The organism is Novosphingobium sp. BL-S-34, from assembly GCF_056857015.1.
The window spans coordinates 1020598-1042441 of sequence record NZ_CM166472.1; the positions used below are offsets into that span (position 1 = coordinate 1020598).

The window sequence follows — 21844 nt, forward strand, 5'->3', positions numbered from 1 at the left end:
CGGCCGGCGATGCTGCCTAGCGGAGGGCGAAAAGCCGTCCGGCAAGCCAGCCCATGCCCACCGAAACGAGGACCGCCAAGAGGCCATAGGCAAAGCCGTAGTTTTCTGAGAAGTTGGCGATCGCCCTTTCGAAGCCGAGCTTGCGCACCTGGACCTGGCTGCTGGCCGAAGCGACCACCCGCCCCCGCGAAATGGCATAAGTCTCCGCCGTATAGGTGCCGATGGGCACTTGCGAGGGCAGCCGGATGCGCGCCTGATAGAGCACCTGCTCACTCACTTTCACGCCGCCCTCCTCGTCGCGATAGAGGCCGTTGCGGCGATTGAGATCGACCAGGCCGTCGGAAAAGCGCGCCTGCTCGGTGGGATCGATGGCCCCGATCGGCGAGAGTTGCAGCCACTTGAGACCGAGTTCGTAGATCGCGGCCGTCTTGTCGTCGACGATGTCCTTGATCGGCCGGGTCGACGCCAGGCCATAGTAGGACGGCGCGGAACGCAATTCCGTGCTGTCCGCATTGATCCAGATGCCGGCGACTTTCTGCTTTTCGCGCAGGACGATGGACTGGGTCGGTCCCTTGAGCACGACCACGATGTCGTAATCCTGCGCAGCGCGGGAGCCTTCCGGCGTAAGGATCGCGCCGAACAGCAGCAATTCGGTGCCGGTGAAGCCTTGCCGCAGATCCACTTCGTGCTGGGACACCTCGGGAACCAGGATCGGATCGCGTGCGCCGCCGAGCGCCATGGCCGCGGCAAGCGCGAGGAACGGGGCCAGCCCGCGCTTCACAGCGGGGCGACCGTGTAGATCTCGTCCGGACGATAGCCCAGCCCGATCGCCATGCGCCCCGCGACCAGCAGCACGATGATCGCCAGGACGAGGCGCAGCTTCACCGGGCTCGCTTTCTGGGCGAATTGCGCGCCGAGTTGCGCGCCCGTGACGGATCCCAGCAGCAGCAGCGAGGCCAGCACGATGTCGACCGCATGGGTGGTCATCGAATGCATCATCGTCGTCGCCATGGTGACGAACAGGATCTGGTAGAGCGAAGTGCCGACCACGACATTGGCACTCATGCCAAGGATATAGAGCATCGCCGGCACGAGGATGAAGCCGCCGCCCACGCCCATCAGCATCGTCAGGATGCCGGTGCCCATGCCGAGCAACAGCGGAGCAAGCGGTGAGATGTACAGCCCCGAGCGGTAGAATCGCCAGCGCAGCGGCAGGCTGGCGACCATCGGGTGGTGGCGGCGCTTGCGGGCCGCGATGGGCACCCCGGATCGCTCCGCACGGATCGTCTGGATGCTCTCCTTGGCCATCAGTCCGCCGATCGAGCCGAGCATCAACACGTAGAGGATATTGATGACCGTATCGATCTGCCCCAGCCGCTGCAGCAGGCTGAACAGCGCCGCGCCGATGCCGGTGCCGATGATGCCGCCGGCCACCATGACCGTGCCCATGTGATAATCCACCCCGCCCCGCCGGGTATGCGCGAACACGCCGGAGACGCTGGCGCCGGTCACCTGGCTGGCCGCGGAAGCAGCGGCCACGGTCGGCGGGATGCCGTAGAAGATCATCAACGGCGTGGTGAGGAAGCCGCCGCCCACGCCGAACATGCCCGAAAGCAGGCCCGTGATCGCCCCCAGGCCAACGATGATGAGACCGTTGACGGAGAGGTTGGCTATGGGGAGGTAGACATCCATTCCACCCCTCTCGCTACCGCAGCATCCGCCGCTAGGAAAGCCGGGAATCAGAAACCTGCGGATAGAGTGACGGCAGGCCCCGAGCCGGGATCGGCATCGCCGGCGATACGGAACCGCCAGTCGACGGCAACCCTTCCGAATGCCCCGCGTCCCAGCGGCACGGCAAACGTCGCGCTCGGTCCGGCATCGAGCCGTCCGGCACCTTTTTGCACGCCGCCCCAGGCGCCTCCGCCCAGGCGTCCTTCCAGGCGCCCCACCGAGAACAGCCCGCGGTCGGCGCGAAACTGTCCGTCAGCAAAAGGCGTTGCGAACGTGCCGCCGACATAGCCCGCCTGCCCGTAGGCCTCGCCGCGCCAGCCCTTCGGCAGAGGAAACGGCGGAAGCTCGGTGATCGCCATGGCCGCCGGCTGGAAACGGTGCACGCCCCCCTGCTCCGTCAATCTGGCCTCGAGTGCGGCGATGACCGGCAGCTTCGGGAAAGGCCGGGCGGAAAAGCCCAGCGCGCCGGCGGTTTCGCGCATGACCGAACTCAGCGTCGTGGTCGTGCGCATGTAGCCCGTAAGGCGCCGCGGATCGTCCAGCGACAGGCGATAGCGCAGCACCGCGCCGGTCTGGCTGGCACCATAGGTCGCGGGCAGCGCGCCGTTGGTGATCCCCCCTGCACCGTTATGCCGAAGCAGCGCCCAGGAATCTCCGGACCATCGCTTGGGGAACGGCCTCGGTCCCGCGACAGGGGTTACGCTCGGCGGCGGGCCGGGCTGAGCCGCAAGCTGCCAGAGCGGCGGCAGGCCCGAAGGCATGCGCGACCCAGCTGCCGTGCCGGAAACGAACGCGGCCGGCGTGACATCGAAGCCACGCGCGCGCCACTCCGGCGCGCCGGGCAGGCCGCTTATCCCATACTGCATCGGGAGATCCTGACTCAGAGGAAAAGCCGCCGGCGCCCGGGTCGCTACTCCGTAACCCGGGCCGTTCACCCATACCGGCACGCGCACGAATACGGGATAGGGCTGGCTCGTCCTTGCCGGCATGGCATAACCCGGCCCGGCCATGCCCCGCTCCATCGCCAGGTATTCCAGGGGCGGATAGAGCCCCGAGCCGGGCGGCGACAGGGGGCCTTCAAGGGCATCATCGCTGCCGTTGCCAGCGAGACCTTGTCCGCCGCCGGTTGCGACCGGAGAAGCATGAACGATGTCTGCCTCGATCGGCAAAGGACTTTGCCAGGTTGAGATCCGGCCGCCCATCCAGCCTGCCAGCACTGCCAGCAAGGCCACGAGCGGCTGTCCGCGAAAAGGCTGTGTCAGGCTCATGCTGCCGCCACTCCGCCAAGCGAGGCCGGATGCGCATCGTGCCGGGTCTTGTCCCAGGTGACCTCGCCGCCCCTCAGCGTGCGGATGTAGGAGGCCAAGGCATCACGCCCGGCCATGATCGCGATGTAGTTGGCCACCGGAATGCGCAAGATGGCGCGGAAACCCTCGGCAACCCCATATTCGCGGGTCGTGAGTGCAGCGCGCACCACGCTGCGCCACACCAGGCTGAACAGACCGACCGCGATCATCCAGGCCAGCATCGGCGGCGGCTTCGTGGCGGTTTCCCAGCCCAGGATCCGCGGAACCCCGAGAATGCCCTCGACCAGGATGAGGGCATAGCTGCTGGCGAGCACGATCGCGGTGAGAGGCCCGCGCCGGTCACGCAGGGCCATCCAGGTATCTGCCGAACTGCCTTCCCAGCCGAGCCTTTCCCAGCCCTGGAAGGCGATGCCATGGATCCAGCGCGTCTTCTGCCGGATCGATTCGCGGAACCGGGCCGGGAAATAGGCCCGCGTCGCGACGAGTTCCCCTTGCTCGTCCCGCACGCGAAGGAAGCGCGAGCGCCCGCCTTCGCGCGATACCAGAACGCCCAGTTCGTAATCCTCGGTGAGACATTCCGCCGCGAACGGACCCGGATTGCCTTCGGCCAGGCGGCCTTGCGCGATCCGCTCCAGCATGTCGCGGCCGAACCCGCAGCCTACTCCTGCTGCCGGAATCGCCGCCCCCAAGGCATCGCGGACGACCAGCGACTTGGTATGGGCTTCGGTGAACTCGTCGAGATAGTGGCCGCCCACCCAGCGCGATGCCGCCTGCGGCTCCGGCCGTACCGGAATCTGCACGAAGTCCGCCGAAGCCAGACCTGCATCGACCACGGCCAGTTCGGCAGCATGGACCATGTCTTCGGCGTCGTGAAGAATGACGCAGCGATAGGCCCGGCCGCTCTGGCGTTCATCGTCGCAAAGCGCGCGGTAGAGCCGGTTCAGACAATCCGCCTTGGTGGTGGGTCCGGCGCGTTCATGGATGATCACCCGAACGCGCGCGTCCGTGCCCGCGCCCTCCATCGCTGCGCCGACAGTGGCGGCATCGTTGCCGTAGCAACCGACATAGAGCGTGAAATCGTCCTGCCGCCAGGCCGACAAGGCATGGCGGATCGTATGACCAATCACCTGGTCTTCCTGCCAGGCGGCAATGAAGATCGCCGCCTTGCCCCGCAGCGGCGCGCGGGCAGCGTCGCCCGTGATGCGCTGCGTCCGTGCCCGCCCCGTCATGCGGAACCATAGCCAGCAGCAATCGACCGCCACTTCGTCGAGAGTGCCGATGAGCACCCAGAAACCGGCGAAGAGCAAAAGCTCCTGCTCGATCATAAGCAGGCCTGAAAGCGCCTGCCGAACAAGTTCAACCAATCCCATGTTAGCCCCCGCTGGAGATCGGAATTAATCCCTGTCCCGGCTGTCGGAGGCACTGTCGCCAACCGATTCCCAAGACTCCCGTTGCGGGGCGGGAGGTATGTCCGGCGCCAGCGGCACACCAATGAACAAGCGTCTATTTCACAAAGTTAACTAACTTTTCGGGAACCCGTCCGAAAAGCCGCCGGGCGTTGCCCAATGCACTGAGCCAGCGTAGCCCGCGCCCGGCGGCGTCGGGTTTACCAGCTGCCGATGTTCGGCATCGATGCCCAGGGCTCGGCGGGATCGAGACGGCCGTCCTGCAACAGCTCGACCGAAATGCCGTCCGGCGTACGGATGAAGGCCATGTGGCCGTCGCGCGGCGGCCGGTTGATCGTCACGCCGGCATCGGCCAGCGTCTGGCAGGTTGCGTAGATATCGTCGACCTGGAAGGCGAGATGGCCGAAATTGCGGCCGCCCTCGTACTGCTCGAACGAGCCGTCCTCGGCCGGCCAGTTATAGGTCAGCTCCACTTCGGACTCCTCGCCCGGCACGGCAAGATAGATCAGCGTGAACCGGCCCTGCTCACTCGAAAAGCGGCGGGTTTCCTGCAGGCCGATCAGTTCGAAGAAGCGGATCGTCGCGTCCGGATCAGTCACGCGGATCATGGTGTGGAGGTACTTGGTCACGGAGATTCCTTCAACTTATCGCATATGAAAAACGGTTCATCGCGGATACACACCTGTTCGGCCATGCTCCGCGAGACTTCAGGGAGAAGCCGCGATGCCTGACACTAGCCCATCCGACCCTCGCCACTCCACCTCCTTCTTGCGCGATCCTGTCGTTAGGGGCTGGCTGGCGGCCTCCACGATCCTGGCCATCGGGCTGGTGGCCGGCGGCTATCTCCTTGGCGACGGCATGAAGCGCGCGCACCGGGCGGATCGCTCGGTGACGGTTCGCGGGCTGGCGGAGCGCGACGTCACGGCCGACCTTGCGACCTGGACGATCGCCTATTCCGCTTCCGCCGGCGATCTTTCGACGGCGCAATCGGGCGTCGAGAACGATACGCGGGCGATCGAGACGTTCTTCCGCGAACTCGGGTTCCCTGCCGATGCGCTGCAGCCGACCGGGGCCAACGTGCAGCAGAGCAAGGACAATGGCGTCGTCACTTTCACTGTCCGCCAGCGCGTCACCTTGCGCACTCAGGACGTGAAGCGCGCGCAATCGGCAGTGAGGCGTCAGTTCGAACTGGTGCGGCGCGGGGTCATCCTGGAGGAAGGTTCGGGCATGGCTTTCACTTTCACTCGCCTCAACGACATCAAGCCGCCGATGGTCGCTGCTGCTACCCGCGATGCACGGGCGGCTGCCGAACAGTTCGCGCAGGACAGCGGCGCCCAGGTCGGCGCCATCAAGAGCGCGACCCAGGGCTATTTCACCATCGAAGCGCGCGACGGCGATTCGGGTGGTGGCTGGGGCGTGTCCGATACGCCCTACAAGAAGGTGCGCGTGGTCACGACCGTGGACTTCTATCTCAAGTAGAGGCAAGCCCCGCCCGGATCGCTCCGGGCGGGTCCTCCTGCAAAACGCTTGTCGATCAGAACGAGGCGGTAAGCGTGCCCACCACGGTGTCGTCCGTATAGCTGTCGACCGAGACGCCGCTGACGCCGACATAGCTGATGCTGGCGGAAAGCGGGCCGAACAGCGTCATCGAGGCGCCGATCGAATAGTCGATGCCGGTCTTGTCGTTGAACGTCCGGCTGTCCGTGCAATAGTAGCAGGGCGAAAGGACGCCGTCGGTATAACCGAGGTGGCCGGAAACGGTGACGGGCGTGTTCGGAATGGCAACGTCGACATTGCCGTAGACGTAGAGGTTGTCCGACTTGCTGCCGTTGTTGTCGAGCAGGCCCTTCTGCTTCCAGTCGTAGGCAAGGCCCAGCTTCAGCTTGGCCGGTCCGACCTGCCCGCTGATCGAGGCGTAGGGCTCCCAATAGTTCGCGTCGCCGATCTTGCCACTGGGATAGACGTAATAGAGCAGCCCGGCGTCAAGCGTCAGGCCCGAGGTCACTTCGCCCGTCCAGCCGCCGATGAGATCGAGTTCCTGGTCGCCATAGACCGATCCGTCGCCCACGCCGTCGCCATCCACGTCCACTTCGCTGCTGTGAAGCGAGGAGGACCAGATGCTGGCGTAGAAACCGCTCTTGTGGGAGACGGTGATGCCGCCCTGGACGGCCAGATCACCACCGGAGAGCGAGACGCCGCGGAAGCGATAGTCGCTGGTGAGCGCGACGTTGCCGGTCACGGTCACTTCGGAAGGCGCGTCGGCCTCGTCAGCGAAAGCCGGAGTTGCTGCGATTGCACTGGATGCGAGCAGAGTGGCGGCGAAAGCGCCGCGGACGGACATAAACATGGTCATTCCCTCACTGAATTCTTCTTGGGGTGTCTCGTCCCAGCCTGCTTTGCCGCATCGCCTTTCTGTCTTGAAGGCGATTGCAGCTGCACAATATTGCTGCACCGCACCCAAGATTGGAACAAGAAAAATCTCATTCCAGAAACATTCGGGAAACCTTGTGTGGATTTTGGGCCACTACCCGCGAAGCCGGCACGCCTCGGCTTAATGCGTATGACGAAGGCCGCGTTGTGCTTGTGGGCATGAGCCGCGTTTCCTATAGTCGCCACCAACGCAATGCTCGCGAAGATCAGAAACCTCCTCGGCCGCGCTCCCAGCGCCCGCCTTCCCCAACTGCCCATTGGACAGCGCATCTATGCGATCGGCGACATCCACGGCCGATTGGACCTGTTCGAGCGCCTGATAGAGGCGATCGAGCGCGACGACGCCCAACGAAACAGTGCGCATAGCCTGGTCATCCTGCTCGGCGACCTGATCGACCGCGGACCGGACAGTGCCGGGGTGCTGGCCCGCGCCCGGCAATGGGCGCGCGAACGCGATGTCGAATTCATCCAGGGCAATCACGAGGAAATGCTGCTCGTCTCCCGCGACAAGCTGGACGCCTTTCGCAGCTTCCTGAAATTCGGCGGCCGCGAGACCATCCTGTCTTATGGCATGGACCCGCAATTCGTGATGGATGCCGAACTCGACGAACTGCAGCGCGCGGCGATGGAAGCCATCCCGCAGGACGATTTCGACTTCATCGACGGGTTCCAGAAGATGATCCGCGTGGGCGACTACGTCTTCGTCCATGCCGGCGTCCGACCCGAAACGCCGCTGGAAAACCAGCTGGGGCACGACTGCCGGTGGATCCGCGAACCGTTCCTCAGCCACAATGGGGAATTCGGCGGCTTCGTCATCCATGGGCATACGATCACGCAGGAACCGGAGATCCGGGGCAACCGCGTGGGTATCGACACCGGGGCCTACATGCACGGCCGCCTCACCGCCATCGGGCTCCAGGGCAGCGAGCGCTGGTTCATCCAGGCCTGCGAGAGCGAGGACGGGATCACGGTCCAGGTCGCTGCGGAAGCACCCGCTTGAGCGGTTCGCCCCCCCGCCTGAGCGGTTCGACAAAGCGTGCGCGGCGATCCGGCATCGCGCGTTGTCATGAAAATGCACCGGGGAGCCTGTAAGCCGGGTTTTGTACCTGGCGTGGTCTCCCCAAGGAGGGACCTTACGCCGCGGCGGCAGCCATTCCTCTAGGCGACGCATTGCTGCGCCGCTCAAGCGACCAACCCGGGCTGCCTGGGTCCGAAACGAACCCGCCGTTCAAAGACGGCGCGCAGCCCCTATTCGGTCTTGCTCCGAGTGGGGTTTGCCATGCCGCTTTCCGTTACCGGAAGCGCGGTGCGCTCTTACCGCACCCTTTCACCCTTACCTGCCGCAAGGGACGAACCCTGTTGGCGAGGCGGTCTGCTCTCTGTGGCACTTTCCCTAAGCTTCGCCGGGCCTGAAAACCCGACTCGCCCGGCGGGCGTTACCCGCCACCCTTGTTTCGTGGAGCCCGGACTTTCCTCGCGCGTCAAAAGACGCCCGCGGCTGCCCGGCCCCCCGGTGCGAGCGGTCACCTAGCACGGCCGCTGCCCTGCTCCAACAGCAGTTCCAAGAGAATCGCGCCGATTTCTCCATCGATCTGGCCGTCGATCAGTTCGGGCCGCCAGCGGCGCTGGAAAGCCGTGACTGCGGCGCGGCCGTCGGAAATGTCGTAGCCGAACCGTTCCAGCGCGAGATAGAAGGCGCCCGGATTGTCGTAGAACAAGTTCATCTTCGCGAGCGGGATCTTCAGCGCCAGCCCCAGGTCGCCCAGCCTGGCCCAGTCGAAGAACTCGCCGGGATCCTGTTTGCGGGCCGGGGCAATGTCGGAATGGCCGACGACGTTGCCGCGCGGAATGTGGTTGCGCTTGACGATATCGGCCAGCAGCGGAAGCAAGGCTTCCATCTGCGCTTCGGGAAAGGGACGATAGCCCCATTCGTGCCCGGGATTGACCAGTTCGATGCCGATCGAGGCCGAATTCACGTCGGTAACGCCCCGCCAGTAGGAGCGCCCGGCATGCCAGGCCCGCTTTTCCTCAGGGACGAGCGAAGTCACCGCGCCCGCCTCGTCGATCATGTAGTGCGCCGAGACTTCCGCCTCGGGATCGCACATCCGCTCCAACGCCTCGGCGGCGGATTTCATGCCGGTATAATGCAGCACGACCATCGAGATCGGCAACTTGCGCTCATTGAAGTTGGGCGACTTGACGATGGAATTGACAAGCCAGCGGTTCATCGTCGTCCTTCCGCCCTTCTCCGTTCAGGCCTTCACGCGCCGGGCAGCACGGCGCCGAGCACCAGCGCGTCGTCGGCCAGGGCATATTGCAGCTTGCCGCCCTGGGCATGGGCAAGTTGCTGGATCATCGCGGCCGGCGCGGTGCGGCTCGACAAGTCGCCTTCCGGCAGCGCGCCTTCGAGGGCGCGGCCGATGTCGCGGTCGAAAGCGATGCGCGGGCCGGCCGCACGCACGACGATCTCGCTCATGCCGTCGCGGAATTCCGCCGCGAGATCCAGCGTGCCGCCGCGCGGCAGCGCCTCGATGCCGATCAGGCCGAAGTTGAGCAGCGTCTTCACCGCCGGCTTGGGCAGCATATCGCTGGCGAGCGCCCAGTTCAGCACGATGCGGGCGTTGTTGGCCACCAGCGCATCGATCAGGGCGCGCGCCTCGGTGACGGGAACCATGTCGCCAAAGCCGCCCGCAGCGCCGAAGGCCAGGCGGAAGAACTTCAGCTTGTCAGCCGAAATCCGCGCGCTCTGGTCCAGCAGCTCGAAGCAGCGCTGGCGCATTTCAGGGTCCTTCTCGTCCGCAAGCAGCTCCAGCCCGTTGGTCAGCGCACCAACGGGACTGAGCATGTCATGGCACAGGCGCGAACAAAGCAGGCTGGCAAGTTCGAGCGAGCTTGTGGTCATGGAACGGGGACTTCCCTTTGCAGTAATCATTCGAGTTCAGGCCGTTGCGAAGGATCATTCGACAATACGGCTCGTGACGGCCGCAAATCCTTTCCCGGTATCGCGCCAGAAAGCAACCTGCCCGTCGGCTATGATCGCCCAAACGCGCAAATCCCCGGTGGAATGTTCGCAGTCCGTGGCGGAAGGCACGGGATCGCCGGTGGGGTGGGAGTGGTAATAGCCGATAACTTGCGGTCCGCCCTGGCGCGCGGCACGGTGTGCGGCCAGCAGGACGCGGGGGTCGATCTCGAAATGGCGCGCAGGCTCCGCGGCGACGTTGGCGGCGGGAATCGCGCCCGCGATCCGTTCGCCGTCATTTTCCCGCGTGCCCAGCAGGATGCCGCAGCATTCCTCCGGATGGGCACGTAAAGATTCTGCATGCAATCTTGCGATCAGCTCACTTGTCACTTCGACATTCATCCCCAAATCCTACAGGCAATGGGGGCTTACGAAAACATCATCGAAGGGTTCATCGGCAGCGAGGGCGGCCGTCTGGACAAGGCGCTGGCAGAGGCCAGCGGACTTTCGCGCGAACGCGTCAAGGCGCTGATGGGCGAAGGGCGCATAACGCTGAGCGGCAAGCCGGTCTCGCAGGCTTCGCTCAAGGTGGCGGGGGGCACCGCTTTCGCGATCGACGTGCCCGAAGCCGCACCGGCAGAGGCGGCCGCGCAGGACATTCCGCTGAACATCGTGTTCGAGGACGAATATCTCGTCATCGTCGACAAGCCGGCCGGTCTCGTCGTGCATCCGGCGGCGGGCAATCTCGACGGAACCCTGGTCAACGCCCTGCTCCATCACTGCCGCGGCCAGCTTTCCGGCATCGGCGGCGTGGCGCGGCCGGGAATCGTCCATCGAATCGACAAGGACACGTCCGGCCTGCTCGTCGTCGCCAAGACCGACAAGGCGCATGAGGGCCTGGCCGCGCAGTTCGCCGACCATTCGATCGCACGCGCCTACCGGGCCGTCGTGTCCGGGCGCCCCATCCCGATCGCGGGAACGGTGCGCGGCGCCATCGCCCGATCGAGTGTCAACCGCAAGAAGATGGCCCTGGTGGAGGACGGGCGCGGCAAGCATGCCGTCACCCATTACAAGACACTGGAAACGCTGAAGAACGCATCGCTCGTGGAGTGCCGGCTGGAAACCGGAAGGACGCATCAGGTGCGCGTTCACATGTCGTCAATCGGGCATTCGCTATTGGGAGACCCTGTATATGGTCGTACCCCAACTGCGATTCGTCCGATCCTCCAGCGACTCGGCTTCGTCCGTCAGGCTCTTCATGCCGCGGAACTCGGCTTCGTCCATCCCGTTACTGGAGAGAGAGTCCATTTCATCAGTCCGCTGCCCGACGACATGCAGACGCTGATCGATGAACTGCGAAACTGAAATCGGATAATTGTGCTATCTTGAACAGGTGGCCGCAAGCTAAGACGCCTCGCAAGGGTCTTCGACCGCGGGCCGACCGGAAAGGACGGATATTGTGAGCAAGGAACGTAATCTCCCGGCGGTGCCGGCACTGGGCGGTGAGCAGAGCCTCAACCGTTACCTGTCCGAGATCCGCAAGTTCCCGCTTCTCGCGCCCGAGCAGGAATACATGCTCGCCAAGCGCTACAAGGAGCATGAGGATCCGGCGGCAGCCGGCCAGCTGGTCACCAGCCATCTTCGCCTCGTTGCGAAGATCGCCATGGGTTACCGCGGCTATGGCCTGCCGGTCTCGGAACTCATCTCCGAAGGCAACATCGGCCTCATGCAGGGCGTGAAGAAGTTCGAACCCGATCGGGGCTTCCGCCTCGCCACTTATGCTATGTGGTGGATCAAGGCTTCGATTCAAGAGTACATCCTGCGTTCGTGGTCGCTCGTGAAGATGGGCACCACGGCCGCGCAGAAGAAGCTGTTCTTCAACCTTCGCCGCATGAAGAAGAACCTCGACGCTTACGAGGATTCGGATCTTCATCCGGACGATGTCGCCAAGATCGCTACCACGCTCGGGGTTTCCCAGCAGGAAGTGGTCAACATGAACCGGCGCATGATGATGGGCGGCGATGCTTCGCTGAACGTCTCCCTGCGCGAGGAAGGCGAAGGACAGTGGCAGGACATCCTGGCGGACGAACGCCCGCTTCAGGACGAAACCGTTGCCGATGCCGAAGAAGCCACCGTGCGCCACGCCATGCTGGTGGAGGCCATGGACGGCCTTAACGAGCGGGAGCGTGACATCCTGATGGAACGCCGCCTGACCGAAGACCCCAAGACGCTCGAAGAGCTGAGCCAGGTCTATCACGTCAGCCGCGAGCGCGTCCGCCAGATCGAGGTGCGCGCTTTCGAGAAGCTGCAGAAGGCGATGAACCGCATCGCCAGCGACCGCAAGCTCCTACCCGCGGGCTGAGCTTCGGCTGCAGGGAAATGAGAAACGGGCCGTCCGAAAGGGCGGCCCGTTTTCGTTTGGGCTACTTGCGCGAAACGGGTTCGGGATGACGGCGGCGCAGGGTTCGAGAGGCGGGTTCTTCGGCCGCCCTCACGACCAGGACCGGCTCACCCGGCCCGGCTTGCCGTCCAGGCCGCGCGCTCGGCTTCAGTCAGCGGCAGCTCCATGCCGCGTCCTTCCGCAGCGGATCGCTCGGCCGCCTCGATCACGGCCATGACCGCGAGCGACTGGATCGGCGGCACCGGATTGGCCGCCCTGCCCCGCGCCGCTTCTGCCACCAGGCGATAGAACTCACGCTGGTCGCCGGGTTCGGCCGGAAGACGGCTTGCCTGTCCTTCGCCATTGTAGAGCACGAGCGGATCAGGGTCCTCGCCCCACCCTTCGGCGCCAGGCGCCATGCCGGAGAGCAACTGGCTTTCCTGCACGTCCATGCCCTGCTTGACGGCGCTGCCGCCGGTTCCGTGGACGATGAAGCGCGGCACGCCGCCCGCCACCAGCATCGAGGCATGCAGAACCGCCCGCTTCGCGCCGAACTCCAGCACCACATGGGCCCAGTCGGCGCTGCGCGCGCCTTCGCGCTGGAGTGCCAGAGAAGCCGTGACCCGGTCCGGCAAGCCCAGCAGCAGCAGCGCCTGGTCCACGAGATGAGGCCCCAGATCGAACCAGATGCCGGCGCCGGGTCCATCGTTCTCGCGCCAACGGTCACGCACTTGCGGGCGGAAGCGGTCGAAGTGGCTTTCGAGGTGTGAGACTTCGCCGAGAAGACCCTGTTCAATGGCCTTGCAGATGCTGCGAAAATCGCTGTCCCAGCGGCGATTGTGGAACACGGTGAGCTGGCGGCCAGTCTCTTCGGCCAAGGCGATCAGCGCGCGGGCCTCGGCCATGTCGAGCGTGAAGGGTTTGTCGACGACGACGTTCTTGCCCGCGCGCAAGGCCGCCTGGGCCAGCGGGAAATGCGTATCGTTAGGTGTGGCCACGACCACCAGATCGAGTTCTGCATCGCCCAGCAGGGCCGCGGGGTCGGCATGCACCGTCGCACCGGGGAACGCGGCCAGGACCTTGTCGGCGCTCCGGCTGGCGACGCCGACCAGTTCCAGCCCTTCCACCGCGCCGATCAGCGGAGCGTGAAACGTGGCCCCGGCATAGCCGTACCCGAGGAGGCCGACCTTGAGAGCTTCGCTTGCCGGGGTCATGTCGTGTTCCTTCTCGGGCTAGTGGCCGTTCAGACGTATTGGGCCTGCCACATGCTGGCGGCAATGCTTTCCCGCGTCAGCGCATCCGGCTCGGCCGTGGCGAGACCCTCGGCCTGTGCCTGGGCCGCCACCACGACGGCGATTTCCAGTGCCACGTCGCGAAGCTCGGTCACGGCGGGCAGCAGGCCATCGTGATCGGCGCGGCTCAGTTCGCCCAGGCGGCGCGCGGCGACCATGAACATGCCGTCGCTGATCGCGGTCGCCCCGCTCGCCAGGGCGCCAAGGCCGACACCGGGGAAGACATAGACATTGTTGACTTGCGTGACGCCCGGCGTGCCGAAGGGACTGCCGGTGCCGACGATGGCCTTGCCGCCGGTCCACTCCAGGATGTCCGCGGGATGGGCTTCGGCGCGCGAGATGGGGTTCGATAGCGGGAAGATCACCGGGCGCTCGACGTTTTCGGCCATGGTGCGGACGGTGCGCTCATCGAAGGCCGCTTTCTGGCCCGATGTGCCGATCAGCACGGTCGGGTGGACATTGGCGACCACTTCCTGAAGCGAGATCATGTTCTGGCCGCTGACGTTCCAGCCTGCGATCTCTGCCGGATCGCGGGCAAGGCGAAGCTGCTGCGGCGGCAGGCGGGGCACGTCGGAAAGGATCAATCCGTCCCGGTCGACCGCCCAGATCCGGGCGCGCGCGGACCTGTCGTCGAGACCTTCGGCGACCATGGCCTGGACCAGCATCTCCGCCACGCCGCTGCCCGCCGCGCCCGCGCCGAAGAGCACGACGCGCTGCTCGGTCAGCGGCACGCCGGTCCTGCCGATCGCTGCCAGAAGCGTGCCGACGGCTGTGGCGGCGGTGCCCTGGATGTCGTCGTTGAAGCTGAGCAGCCGGTCACGATAGCGGACCAGGAGATCGTAGGCGTTCTTGCCCGCGAAATCCTCCCACTGGAGCAGGACGCCGGGGAAGCGGTCATCCACCGCGCTGACGAAAGCCTCGACGAAATCGTCGTAGTCCTGCCCCCGGACGCGCCCGGCACGCCAGCCTACGTAGAGCGGGTCTTCGCGGCGCGCGTGGTTGTCGGTGCCGAGGTCGAGCAGGATCGGCAGGACTTCGGAAGGGTGGATGCCGGCGCAGGCGGTATAGAGCGCCAGCTTGCCGATGGGGATGCCCATGCCGCCCGCGCCCTGGTCTCCCAGGCCGAGAATGCGTTCGCCGTCGCTGACGACGATCACTTTGACCCGGTCATAGGCGGGGTCGGCCAGGATGTCGGAAATGCGGTCCTTGTTGGGGTAGCTCAGGAACAGGCCGCGCGGGCGGCGCCAGATCTCGCTGAAGCGCTCGCAGCCCTCGCCCACGGTGGGCGTATAGACCAGTGGCAGCATGCGCGGCAGGTCGCTCTGGACCAGCGCATGGAACAGCACTTCGTTCGAATCCTGAAGCTCGCGCAGGAAAGCGTAGCGCTGGAAGTCGCTTTCCTTTTCCTCCAGCGCCTTGCGGCGGCGCTCGATCTGGCTGTCCAGCGTGCCGACATGGGGCGGCAGCAGGCCATGGAGGCCGAACTCGTCACGCTCCTCGGCGGTGAAAGCGGTCCCCTTGTTGGTCAGGGGATCGGAAAGCAGCGCACGGGCGGCAGCGTGACGGGTGGGAGACATCGACGACCTTTCCTTCACAGCATTTTCAGGTCAGGCAGGCCGCCTGACGACTCGAAAAAATGCTTCAAACCAATGATCCAGGGCGAATTTCGCCCTAGAAACGCAGACTCAGCCAGCCCGCCAGGAAATCGGAGCTGCGGTATCCCGCATCGGTCAGCGCGGGGCCGGCTTCGAGATGCTCGTAGCGCCCGGTGAACGAAACGCGGGGCGAGATCTGCCAGACCGCCTGCAAGCGGGCGAGTTCGGCGATCTTGCGCGCCCGGCCGTTCTGGGTGCCGGCAAAGGGTTGGCCGTTGGCCCGATAGACCGCATCGGTGACACTGTCACGCCAGGCGAAGCGGTATTCGGCATTCACTTTCACGTTCTTCAGCGGCGTGAAGCTGAAAGTGGGCGCGATGGCGCGCAAGTTGCTGGGCGTCAGGTAGAGCTGGTAGCTGAAATAGACGTTGTTGCCGAAAGGCGAGTAGGCATCGCGCAGCTTGCCGTCGCCATAGCCGCCCCCGCCGCTGGCATAGTCCGCGCTGAGCCCGATCCGCGGCGCGGACTTCGACGCCCCCAGCCGGTAGGACTGCGCCAGCAGCACCTGCCAGGCGTCGATCTTCTGGTCGATGAATTCGCCCCACTGGTGGTTCACCGTCCAGTCGAGGTTGATCGGCCCGGCATCGCCGTAGACGTGGACCCCGCCGTAATAGCGCGTGGCCGGGCCGATCCGCCCTCCCCAGGTGCCCACGCCGTTACGGCGCCGCCAGAGGAAGGGATCCACGAAGAGCTTCGAATCGCCCAGGAACGTCTTCGGCACGGCATAACCCAGCGTCACGCCGGAAAAGCGGCGCTCGGGATCGCTCTTGTCGTCGCCGATGCCGTCCTCGCCATAAGCGGTGGGGCGCAAGTCGAAGACGTCCGCCCGCACCGCCTTGCCGCGCGCCCAGGCGCGCACGCCGTTGAGCGTGTAGTGGATGGTGTTGTTGTCGCGCTGCGACGTCAGCAGGTTGGGTCCGTCCACGAACTCCTGCCGCCCATAGCGGATGCCCACGTCCAGCCCTGCCAGCCGGCCATTGGCCTCCGCGAAATACTGCTGGGCGACGAGGCCGTTGCTCATGTTGGTGGCGGGCGTGCCGATGTTCTCGCCCGCGAGGCCGGCATGGGCCAGTTCCCCGTAGAAGCGCAAATGCGGGCCGACATGGACGTCGGCGCCCACCACCATGCGGCTGATGTCCTGCCGCTGGGCCTCGGCCTCGCGCAAGTTGGGATTGGTGGTCTGGTTGACCCGCAGGCGCAGTTCGCCCGAAAGCGTGACGTAGATGTCTCCGGTCTCGTTCAGGGGCAGGAACTTGAGCCGGTCGAGAAAGTCGTCGCGCTTCTTGGTATCGGCCATCGACCGCCAGTCCTCGGCCCAGCGGGAGATGCTGTAGCCGTTAGTGACGGCGCCGTCGCCATTGGAGGAAACCGGGTAGATCGGGGCTTTCGCCTCGTCTGCCAGTGCAGCGGTGGGGGCTGCGAAAAGCGCCGGAGCCGGGGCGCAGCAAAGGGTGGCGGCAAGCAGCCGCGGAAGACCGGTCTTCATAAGGATGATTCCTGTGCGGGGCCGCAGCCCCGAGGGTCAGTGCCCGTTTGAAGAATGCCCGCGGGGTATTTTCAAAGCGGCACCGGCCCCAAACAATCTCGGGTCAGACGAGCGCGGGGCTCTCGGTGGCAGCGGGCTCGCGATTGGCGAGCACGGCCTTGAACCGCTCGGTGTCGAGTTGGCCTTCCCAGCGCGAGACCACCACCGTCGCCACGGCATTGCCGATGAAGTTGGTGAGGCTGCGGCATTCCGACATGAAGCGGTCGACGCCCAGGATCAGCGCCATCCCCGCGACCGGCACCGAAGGCACGATCGACAGTGTGGCGGCCAGGGTGATGAAGCCCGCGCCGGTGACGCCCGCCGCACCCTTTGACGAGAGCATGGCCACACCCAGCAGCAGCACCTGCTGGCCCAGCGTCAGTTCCACGTTGCAGGCCTGCGCGATGAACAGCGCCGCCAGCGTCATGTAGATATTGGTGCCGTCGAGATTGAAGCTGTAGCCGGTGGGAACGACGAGGCCGACGATGCTCTTGGGGCAGCCGGCGCGCTCCATCTTCTCCATCAGCGAAGGCAGCGCGCTTTCCGAGGAAGACGTGCCCAGCACCAGCAGCAGTTCGGCCTTGAGGTAGGAAATCAGCGAGAAGATCGAGAAGCCTGCCAGCCGCGCGACCACGCCCAGCACCACCACCACGAAGAGTGCGGAAGTCAGGTAGAAGGTCGCGACGAGGCCCACGAGGTTGGCAAGGCTGCCGACGCCGTACTTGCCGATGGTGAAGGCCATGGCGCCGAAAGCACCGATCGGCGCGGCCTTCATGACGATCGAGACCAGCTTGAAGAACACCAGCGACACGTCTTCCAGCAGCGAGAGCGGACGCGCACCGCGGTCGCCCAGCATGGCCAGCGCAATGCCGAAGAGAATGGCGATCACCAGGACCTGAAGGATATTACCCTGGGTCATGGAGGAGAGGAATGTGTCCGGGATCATTTCCATCAGGAACCCGGTGATCGACGTTTCGTGTGCCTTCTCGGAGTAAAGTGCGACCTTCGAGGCATCGAGCGTGGCGGGATCGATGTTCAGGCCCTGGCCGGGGCGAACCACGTTTGCGACGGCCAGCCCGACGATCAGCGCCAGGGTAGAGAAGAAGAAGAAATAGCCGAACGCCTTGCCCGCCACCCGGCCCACCGAGCGCAAGTCGCGCATGGAGGCGATGCCGGTGACGATGGTCAGGAAAATGACCGGCGCGATCACCATCTTCACCAGCTTGATGAAGGCATCGCCAAGCGGCTTCAGCGCCTCACCCGTGGCCGGGGCGAAGTGGCCCAGCGTCACGCCCGCCGCGATGGCGACGAGCACTTGCACATAAAGATGTCCGTACCAGCGCTTTGGCGCGGTCGGTTCGTGCGTGTCGGACAACTGGGCGTGCATGGTAAGGCCTTCCTTCCTCTCTCGGGCACGCTCAAGACTTATGCTTATCGCGTGCCGGGCAGAAACTGTTCGATTCCACGCTGCGGCAAAAGCAGTTTTTGCATTCATTGGAAACGGCTGATTTCCGGGCCTTTACGGCGGAGAGATGCGGAGCCGAGGGGCAACAATCGGCACATTGCATTGCAGCGATGTGCAGAAATTTGCACATCGCTCCCTGCCGGTCTAGGCTGGCGCGGTGAATCGTCGCCACACGCTCTACTGGCTGCTGGCAGCCCTGGCCGCCGCGCTCCTTGCCGCGGGTCTGGCCGGCGAATTCGTGCGCCAGCGCGCCACCGCGGCGTTCTCCGCATCGGTCGCTGCCGACGCGCGGCTGCGCCAGTCCTTGCTCGACAGCGAGATCGCCCGGTTCCGCCTCCTGCCGCAGACCCTGGCGGACGACCGGGACGTGATCGCCGCCGCCAATCGCGAAAGCGGCGCGGACGAGCGGCTCAATGCCAAGCTGGAATCCTTCGCCGGCCAGATCGGCGCCTCGGCCATCTACCTGGTGGGAGAAGACGGGTTCGCGATCGCCGCCAGCAACTGGCGCCACCGCGACAGTTTCGTCGGCCGCGACTACCGTTTCCGGCGCTATTACCGCGACGCCCTGCGCCGCGGCGACGGCGCCCAGTTCGCGCTGGGCACCGTAAGCCATCGTCCCGGCCTATACCTGGCGCGAAAAGCCGCCGGGGACTGTGTGATCGTCATCAAGCTCGACTTCGACCGGATCGAGGCCCAGTGGCGCACGGCAGGCGGCGAGACCTTCGTGACCAACCGCAACGGGGTGGTCCTCGTCGCCAGCCGCCCCGCCTGGCGCTTCGCCATGACGCGCCCGCTCGATCCTGCCCTCCAGCGGGCCATTGCCGGCGACATCGGAATTCCGCGCCTGACGCCCGCCCGCTTCTCCAGCGACGGTGACGGCCTGCTGCACATGCCCGAACGCAGCGGACGCCTGCTTCTTGCCACCAGCGCGCCCAACCGCGACCAGTGGCAGGTCAATCTGGCGCTGCCGATCCGGGTGGCCGTCACCACGCCGATGCGCAGCGCCCAGGCCGTGGCCGCGACTTTGGCCCTGCTCGCCGTCGGCGCCCTCTGGTGGCTCGCCCAGAGCAACCGCCGCCGCCGTGAACGCACCGCCCAGCTGGAAGCCGCCGTCACCGAGCGGACGGCCGAACTGCGCCGCGAGATGGAGGAGCGCAGTGCGCTCGAACAGCGCGCGGCCCTGCTGCGCGAGGAGCTGCGCCTCGCCAATCGCCTCGCCACGCTGGGACAAGTCACGGCCAGCGTCGCTCACGAAACCGCGCAGCCCGTGGCCGCGATCCGCAACTATGCCAGCTCGGCCGGGCAATTGCTGGACCTCGGTGCGGCCGCGGAAGTGCGCGAGAATCTTTCCGCCATCGACCGCCTTGCCGAACGCATCGGCATCATCACCGCGCAGCTGCGCGGCTTCGCCCGCAAGGGCAGCACCGGCGAGAGCGCGGTGCCGCTGGCCGAAGTGCTCGACGGCGCGCGCCTCCTGCTCAAGGAGCGCCTTGCCGCGCTGACCTTCGAAACCCCGGCGATTCCCCCCGGCCTCAAGGTTCGCGGTGACAAGGTGCGGCTGGAACAGATCCTGGTGAACCTCCTCCAGAACGCCATCGAAGCGCTCGCCGGGCGCGCGGCGCCCCGCATCATCCTGTCGCTGGCGATCGAGGGCGAAACGCTGCGCATCACTGTCACCGACAATGGCCCCGGCATCGCCCCGGACATCGCGGATCGCCTGTTCACGCCCTTCGCCACCAGCCGCGCCGAAGGGCTCGGGCTGGGCCTGGTGATCGCGCAGGATATCGCGCAGGAGTTCGGCGGCGCCCTGCGCCTCGTGCCCAGCGACACCGGGGCCGCCTTCGAACTGCAATTGAGACTGGCCCGATGACCGACCTTTCCGCCGGCACCCGCCGCGTCGCCCTCGTCGAGGACGACGAAGACCTTGCCCGTTCGACGGCACAGCTGCTGAAACTCGCCGGGTTCGAAGTCGAAAGCTTCCCGGCCGCCGCCCCGGCGCTGGCGGCGCTCACCGCCGACTGGCCTGGCGTGGTCGTTACCGACGTGCGTATGCCGCACGTCTCCGGCATCGACCTGTTCCGCCAGCTTCACGAGCGCGATGCCGATCTGCCCGTCGTGCTGGTCACCGGCCACGGCGACATCGAGATGGCGGTACAGATGCTCAAGGCGGGCGCCTGGGACTTTCTCACCAAGCCTTTCGCGCCCGAGGCGCTGATCGCCGCCGTCACCCGCGCCGCCACCGCGCGCGGGCTGACGCTGGAAAACCGCCGCCTGCGGGCCATGTCGCAAGATGCCGACGCACCGCTGTTCCTGGGCGAAAGCCCCGCCATCCGCAGGCTTCGCGAGATGGTGCCGGTGCTGGCCAATGCGGATATAGACTTGTTCATCGAAGGCGAGACCGGCACCGGCAAGGACCTCCTCGCCCGCCTGATCCACCGCGCGGGCAAGCGTGCGCGCCACCGCTTTCTGCCTCTGGCCTGCGCCGGAATGCCCGAGGCGCTCGCGGAACCGCTCTTCACTGCAACCGGCATCGACGAACCCGGCCTGGCCGCAGCTCATCGCGGCACGCTCTACCTCGACGATATCGACCGCGGCCCGGCGCACTTGCAGGAGCGCCTGCTTCCCTTCGTAGAGCAGCGCGTCCTGCGCCGCCGGGGCGAGGCCATGCCCGTCGACGTGCGCGTGATCTCCACCAGCCAGGATGCGGCCGAAGGCCCGCCGCCCTCGCTGCTGCCGCCGCTGTTCTACCGCCTCGCCGCCATGCGCCTGCGCATCCCGCCGCTACGGGAAAGGCGCGAGGACATCCCCGCTCTCTTCGCCCGCTTCGCCGGCGATGCCGCCAGCCGCGTCGCCCGCGAGCTTCCGCCCGTCACCGCGGCGGTCCGCACGATGCTGGAACGCCATGACTGGCCGGGGAACGTGCGGGAACTCGCCAATTTCGCGGAGCAGTTCGTGCTGGGCCTCGGCGATCCCTCTCCCACGCCCTCCCCTTCGGGCAACAAGGGCCTGACCGAGCGGGTCGACGCCTTCGAGCGCGAGGAGATCGTCGCCGCCGTGATCGCCGCGAACGGGGAGATCGGCGCGGCCATCCGCGCGCTCGATCTGCCGCGCAAGACGTTCTACTACAAAGTGAACAAGCACGGGATCGACCTGGGGGCACTGCGGCAAAAAGGCTGAAGAGGCACAACACCTCCCTTCGTCATTGCGAGGAGGCGCAGCCGACGCGGCAATCCAGGAGCCGCACTAAGCCGCCCCTGGATTGCTTCGCTACGCTCGCAATGACGAGGAAGAGAGCGAGAACTTCAAACCAGCTCCGTCTCGATCCCCAGCCCCGCCTTCAACGTCAAAGTCACCGGCGTCCGCTCGGCAATATCGGCAAGCCGAGCCTTCTGCTCCTCGTCGAGGCCCACGATCGAGAGTTTGCGCTCGATATGCATCTGGTCCTTCGCACCCGCGAGCCGCAAGTCGACATCGACCGATACCAGGGGCCAGCCCTTGCGACTGGCGTACATCTTCAATGTGATCGCCGTGCAGGCCCCCAGGCTGGCGAGCAGCAGGTCGTAAGGCGCGGGTCCCACCCCCTGCCCGCCGAGCGCCTGGGGCTCGTCGGCGGTGATCGCGTGACCGCCGACCACGATCTCGGTGCGCCAGGGGGTTTCGCCGATATGCGCGGTTCCATGTGCCATGGTGTGAA

The 21844-nt window shown here is 65.9% G+C and carries 20 protein-coding genes and 1 other RNA gene; 6 read left to right on the top strand and 15 right to left on the bottom strand.

Annotated features, from left to right (window positions below; all coding sequences use genetic code 11):
* Positions 1-16 precede the first annotated feature (16 nt).
* The 5 genes from AC1VV3_RS04715 to AC1VV3_RS04735 form a co-directional block, all read right to left on the bottom strand.
* Positions 17-739: a TIGR02186 family protein gene (locus AC1VV3_RS04715; RefSeq protein ID WP_132264180.1), complete on the bottom strand. Its 723-nt coding sequence runs from the start codon at positions 737-739 to the stop codon at positions 17-19.
* 38 nt (positions 740-777) lie between these two features.
* Positions 778-1692 (bottom strand): sulfite exporter TauE/SafE family protein, encoded by a 915-nt coding sequence (locus AC1VV3_RS04720; protein ID WP_132263452.1) that lies wholly within the window; start codon positions 1690-1692, stop codon positions 778-780.
* A 47-nt stretch (positions 1693-1739) separates the two neighbouring features.
* The gene (locus tag AC1VV3_RS04725) at positions 1740-2999 is read right to left on the bottom strand and encodes a hypothetical protein (protein ID WP_431566950.1); all 1260 of its coding nucleotides are present in this window, start codon (positions 2997-2999) and stop codon (positions 1740-1742) included.
* The gene (locus AC1VV3_RS04730) at positions 2996-4363 is read right to left on the bottom strand and encodes a glycosyl transferase family protein (protein WP_243654092.1); all 1368 of its coding nucleotides are present in this window, start codon (positions 4361-4363) and stop codon (positions 2996-2998) included. Before AC1VV3_RS04730 ends, AC1VV3_RS04725 begins: the two co-directional genes overlap by 4 nt.
* A gap of 281 nt (positions 4364-4644) precedes the next feature.
* Entirely contained in the window at positions 4645-5073 is a 429-nt protein-coding gene (locus AC1VV3_RS04735; protein WP_132263458.1) for a VOC family protein, read from the bottom strand.
* A 94-nt stretch (positions 5074-5167) separates the two neighbouring features.
* Here AC1VV3_RS04735 and AC1VV3_RS04740 point away from each other — a divergent pair, with 94 nt between their 5' ends.
* Entirely contained in the window at positions 5168-5923 is a 756-nt protein-coding gene (locus AC1VV3_RS04740) for an SIMPL domain-containing protein (protein WP_132263460.1), read from the top strand.
* A gap of 55 nt (positions 5924-5978) precedes the next feature.
* Here the strand turns inward: AC1VV3_RS04740 and AC1VV3_RS04745 are convergent, their stop codons facing one another.
* Positions 5979-6791, bottom strand: coding sequence for a TorF family putative porin (locus tag AC1VV3_RS04745; protein ID WP_431566951.1), 813 nt, complete (start codon positions 6789-6791; stop codon positions 5979-5981).
* Positions 6792-7067: 276 nt separating this feature from the next.
* On the opposite strand from AC1VV3_RS04745, the gene AC1VV3_RS04750 reads away from it, so the two are divergent.
* Positions 7068-7874 (top strand): metallophosphoesterase, encoded by an 807-nt coding sequence (locus tag AC1VV3_RS04750; RefSeq protein ID WP_134093174.1) that lies wholly within the window; start codon positions 7068-7070, stop codon positions 7872-7874.
* Positions 7875-7947: 73 nt separating this feature from the next.
* Here AC1VV3_RS04750 and rnpB read toward each other — a convergent pair.
* The 4 genes from rnpB to AC1VV3_RS04770 all read right to left on the bottom strand — a co-directional run bounded on the left by rnpB (position 7948) and on the right by AC1VV3_RS04770 (position 10235).
* Positions 7948-8388, bottom strand: an RNA gene (gene rnpB, locus AC1VV3_RS04755) — RNase P RNA component class A.
* 9 nt (positions 8389-8397) lie between these two features.
* Positions 8398-9102, bottom strand: coding sequence for an N-acetylmuramoyl-L-alanine amidase (locus tag AC1VV3_RS04760; RefSeq protein WP_132263465.1), 705 nt, complete (start codon positions 9100-9102; stop codon positions 8398-8400).
* A 32-nt stretch (positions 9103-9134) separates the two neighbouring features.
* Complete coding sequence (locus AC1VV3_RS04765) at positions 9135-9776, bottom strand: histidine phosphotransferase family protein (protein ID WP_132263467.1); 642 nt, start codon at positions 9774-9776, stop codon at positions 9135-9137.
* Between the two features lie 54 nt (positions 9777-9830).
* Positions 9831-10235, bottom strand: coding sequence for a M67 family metallopeptidase (locus AC1VV3_RS04770; protein ID WP_431566952.1), 405 nt, complete (start codon positions 10233-10235; stop codon positions 9831-9833).
* Between the two features lie 18 nt (positions 10236-10253).
* On the opposite strand from AC1VV3_RS04770, the gene AC1VV3_RS04775 reads away from it, so the two are divergent.
* Positions 10254-11198, top strand: a complete 945-nt coding sequence (locus AC1VV3_RS04775; protein WP_132263471.1) for an RluA family pseudouridine synthase — start codon at positions 10254-10256, stop codon at positions 11196-11198.
* A 94-nt stretch (positions 11199-11292) separates the two neighbouring features.
* Entirely contained in the window at positions 11293-12195 is a 903-nt protein-coding gene (gene rpoH, locus AC1VV3_RS04780) for an RNA polymerase sigma factor RpoH (protein ID WP_132263473.1), read from the top strand.
* A gap of 146 nt (positions 12196-12341) precedes the next feature.
* On the opposite strand, the gene AC1VV3_RS04785 is transcribed toward rpoH, so the two are convergent.
* From AC1VV3_RS04785 to AC1VV3_RS04800, 4 genes are all read right to left on the bottom strand, one after another.
* Complete coding sequence (locus AC1VV3_RS04785; protein WP_431566953.1) at positions 12342-13427, bottom strand: oxidoreductase; 1086 nt, start codon at positions 13425-13427, stop codon at positions 12342-12344.
* 29 nt (positions 13428-13456) lie between these two features.
* Positions 13457-15082 carry an NAD-dependent malic enzyme gene (locus tag AC1VV3_RS04790; RefSeq protein WP_431566954.1) on the bottom strand — a complete coding sequence of 542 codons (1626 nt, stop codon included), beginning with the start codon at positions 15080-15082 and terminating at the stop codon, positions 13457-13459.
* Positions 15083-15176: 94 nt separating this feature from the next.
* Positions 15177-16646 carry an alginate export family protein gene (locus tag AC1VV3_RS04795; RefSeq protein WP_431566955.1) on the bottom strand — a complete coding sequence of 490 codons (1470 nt, stop codon included), beginning with the start codon at positions 16644-16646 and terminating at the stop codon, positions 15177-15179.
* A 103-nt stretch (positions 16647-16749) separates the two neighbouring features.
* Positions 16750-18072, bottom strand: a complete 1323-nt coding sequence (locus AC1VV3_RS04800) for a dicarboxylate/amino acid:cation symporter (protein WP_482961974.1) — start codon at positions 18070-18072, stop codon at positions 16750-16752.
* Between the two features lie 235 nt (positions 18073-18307).
* Between AC1VV3_RS04800 and AC1VV3_RS04805 the strand changes: the two genes are divergently transcribed.
* Together AC1VV3_RS04805 and AC1VV3_RS04810 are read left to right on the top strand one after the other, a co-directional pair.
* A complete protein-coding gene (locus AC1VV3_RS04805; protein ID WP_431566956.1) occupies positions 18308-20020 on the top strand; it encodes a sensor histidine kinase in 1713 nt (570 codons plus the stop codon).
* Complete coding sequence (locus AC1VV3_RS04810; protein WP_132263484.1) at positions 20017-21327, top strand: sigma-54-dependent transcriptional regulator; 1311 nt, start codon at positions 20017-20019, stop codon at positions 21325-21327. Before AC1VV3_RS04805 ends, AC1VV3_RS04810 begins: the two co-directional genes overlap by 4 nt.
* A 125-nt stretch (positions 21328-21452) precedes the next feature.
* Here the strand turns inward: AC1VV3_RS04810 and AC1VV3_RS04815 are convergent, their stop codons facing one another.
* Positions 21453-21836: an OsmC family protein gene (locus AC1VV3_RS04815; RefSeq protein ID WP_431566957.1), complete on the bottom strand. Its 384-nt coding sequence runs from the start codon at positions 21834-21836 to the stop codon at positions 21453-21455.
* Positions 21837-21844 lie beyond the last annotated feature (8 nt).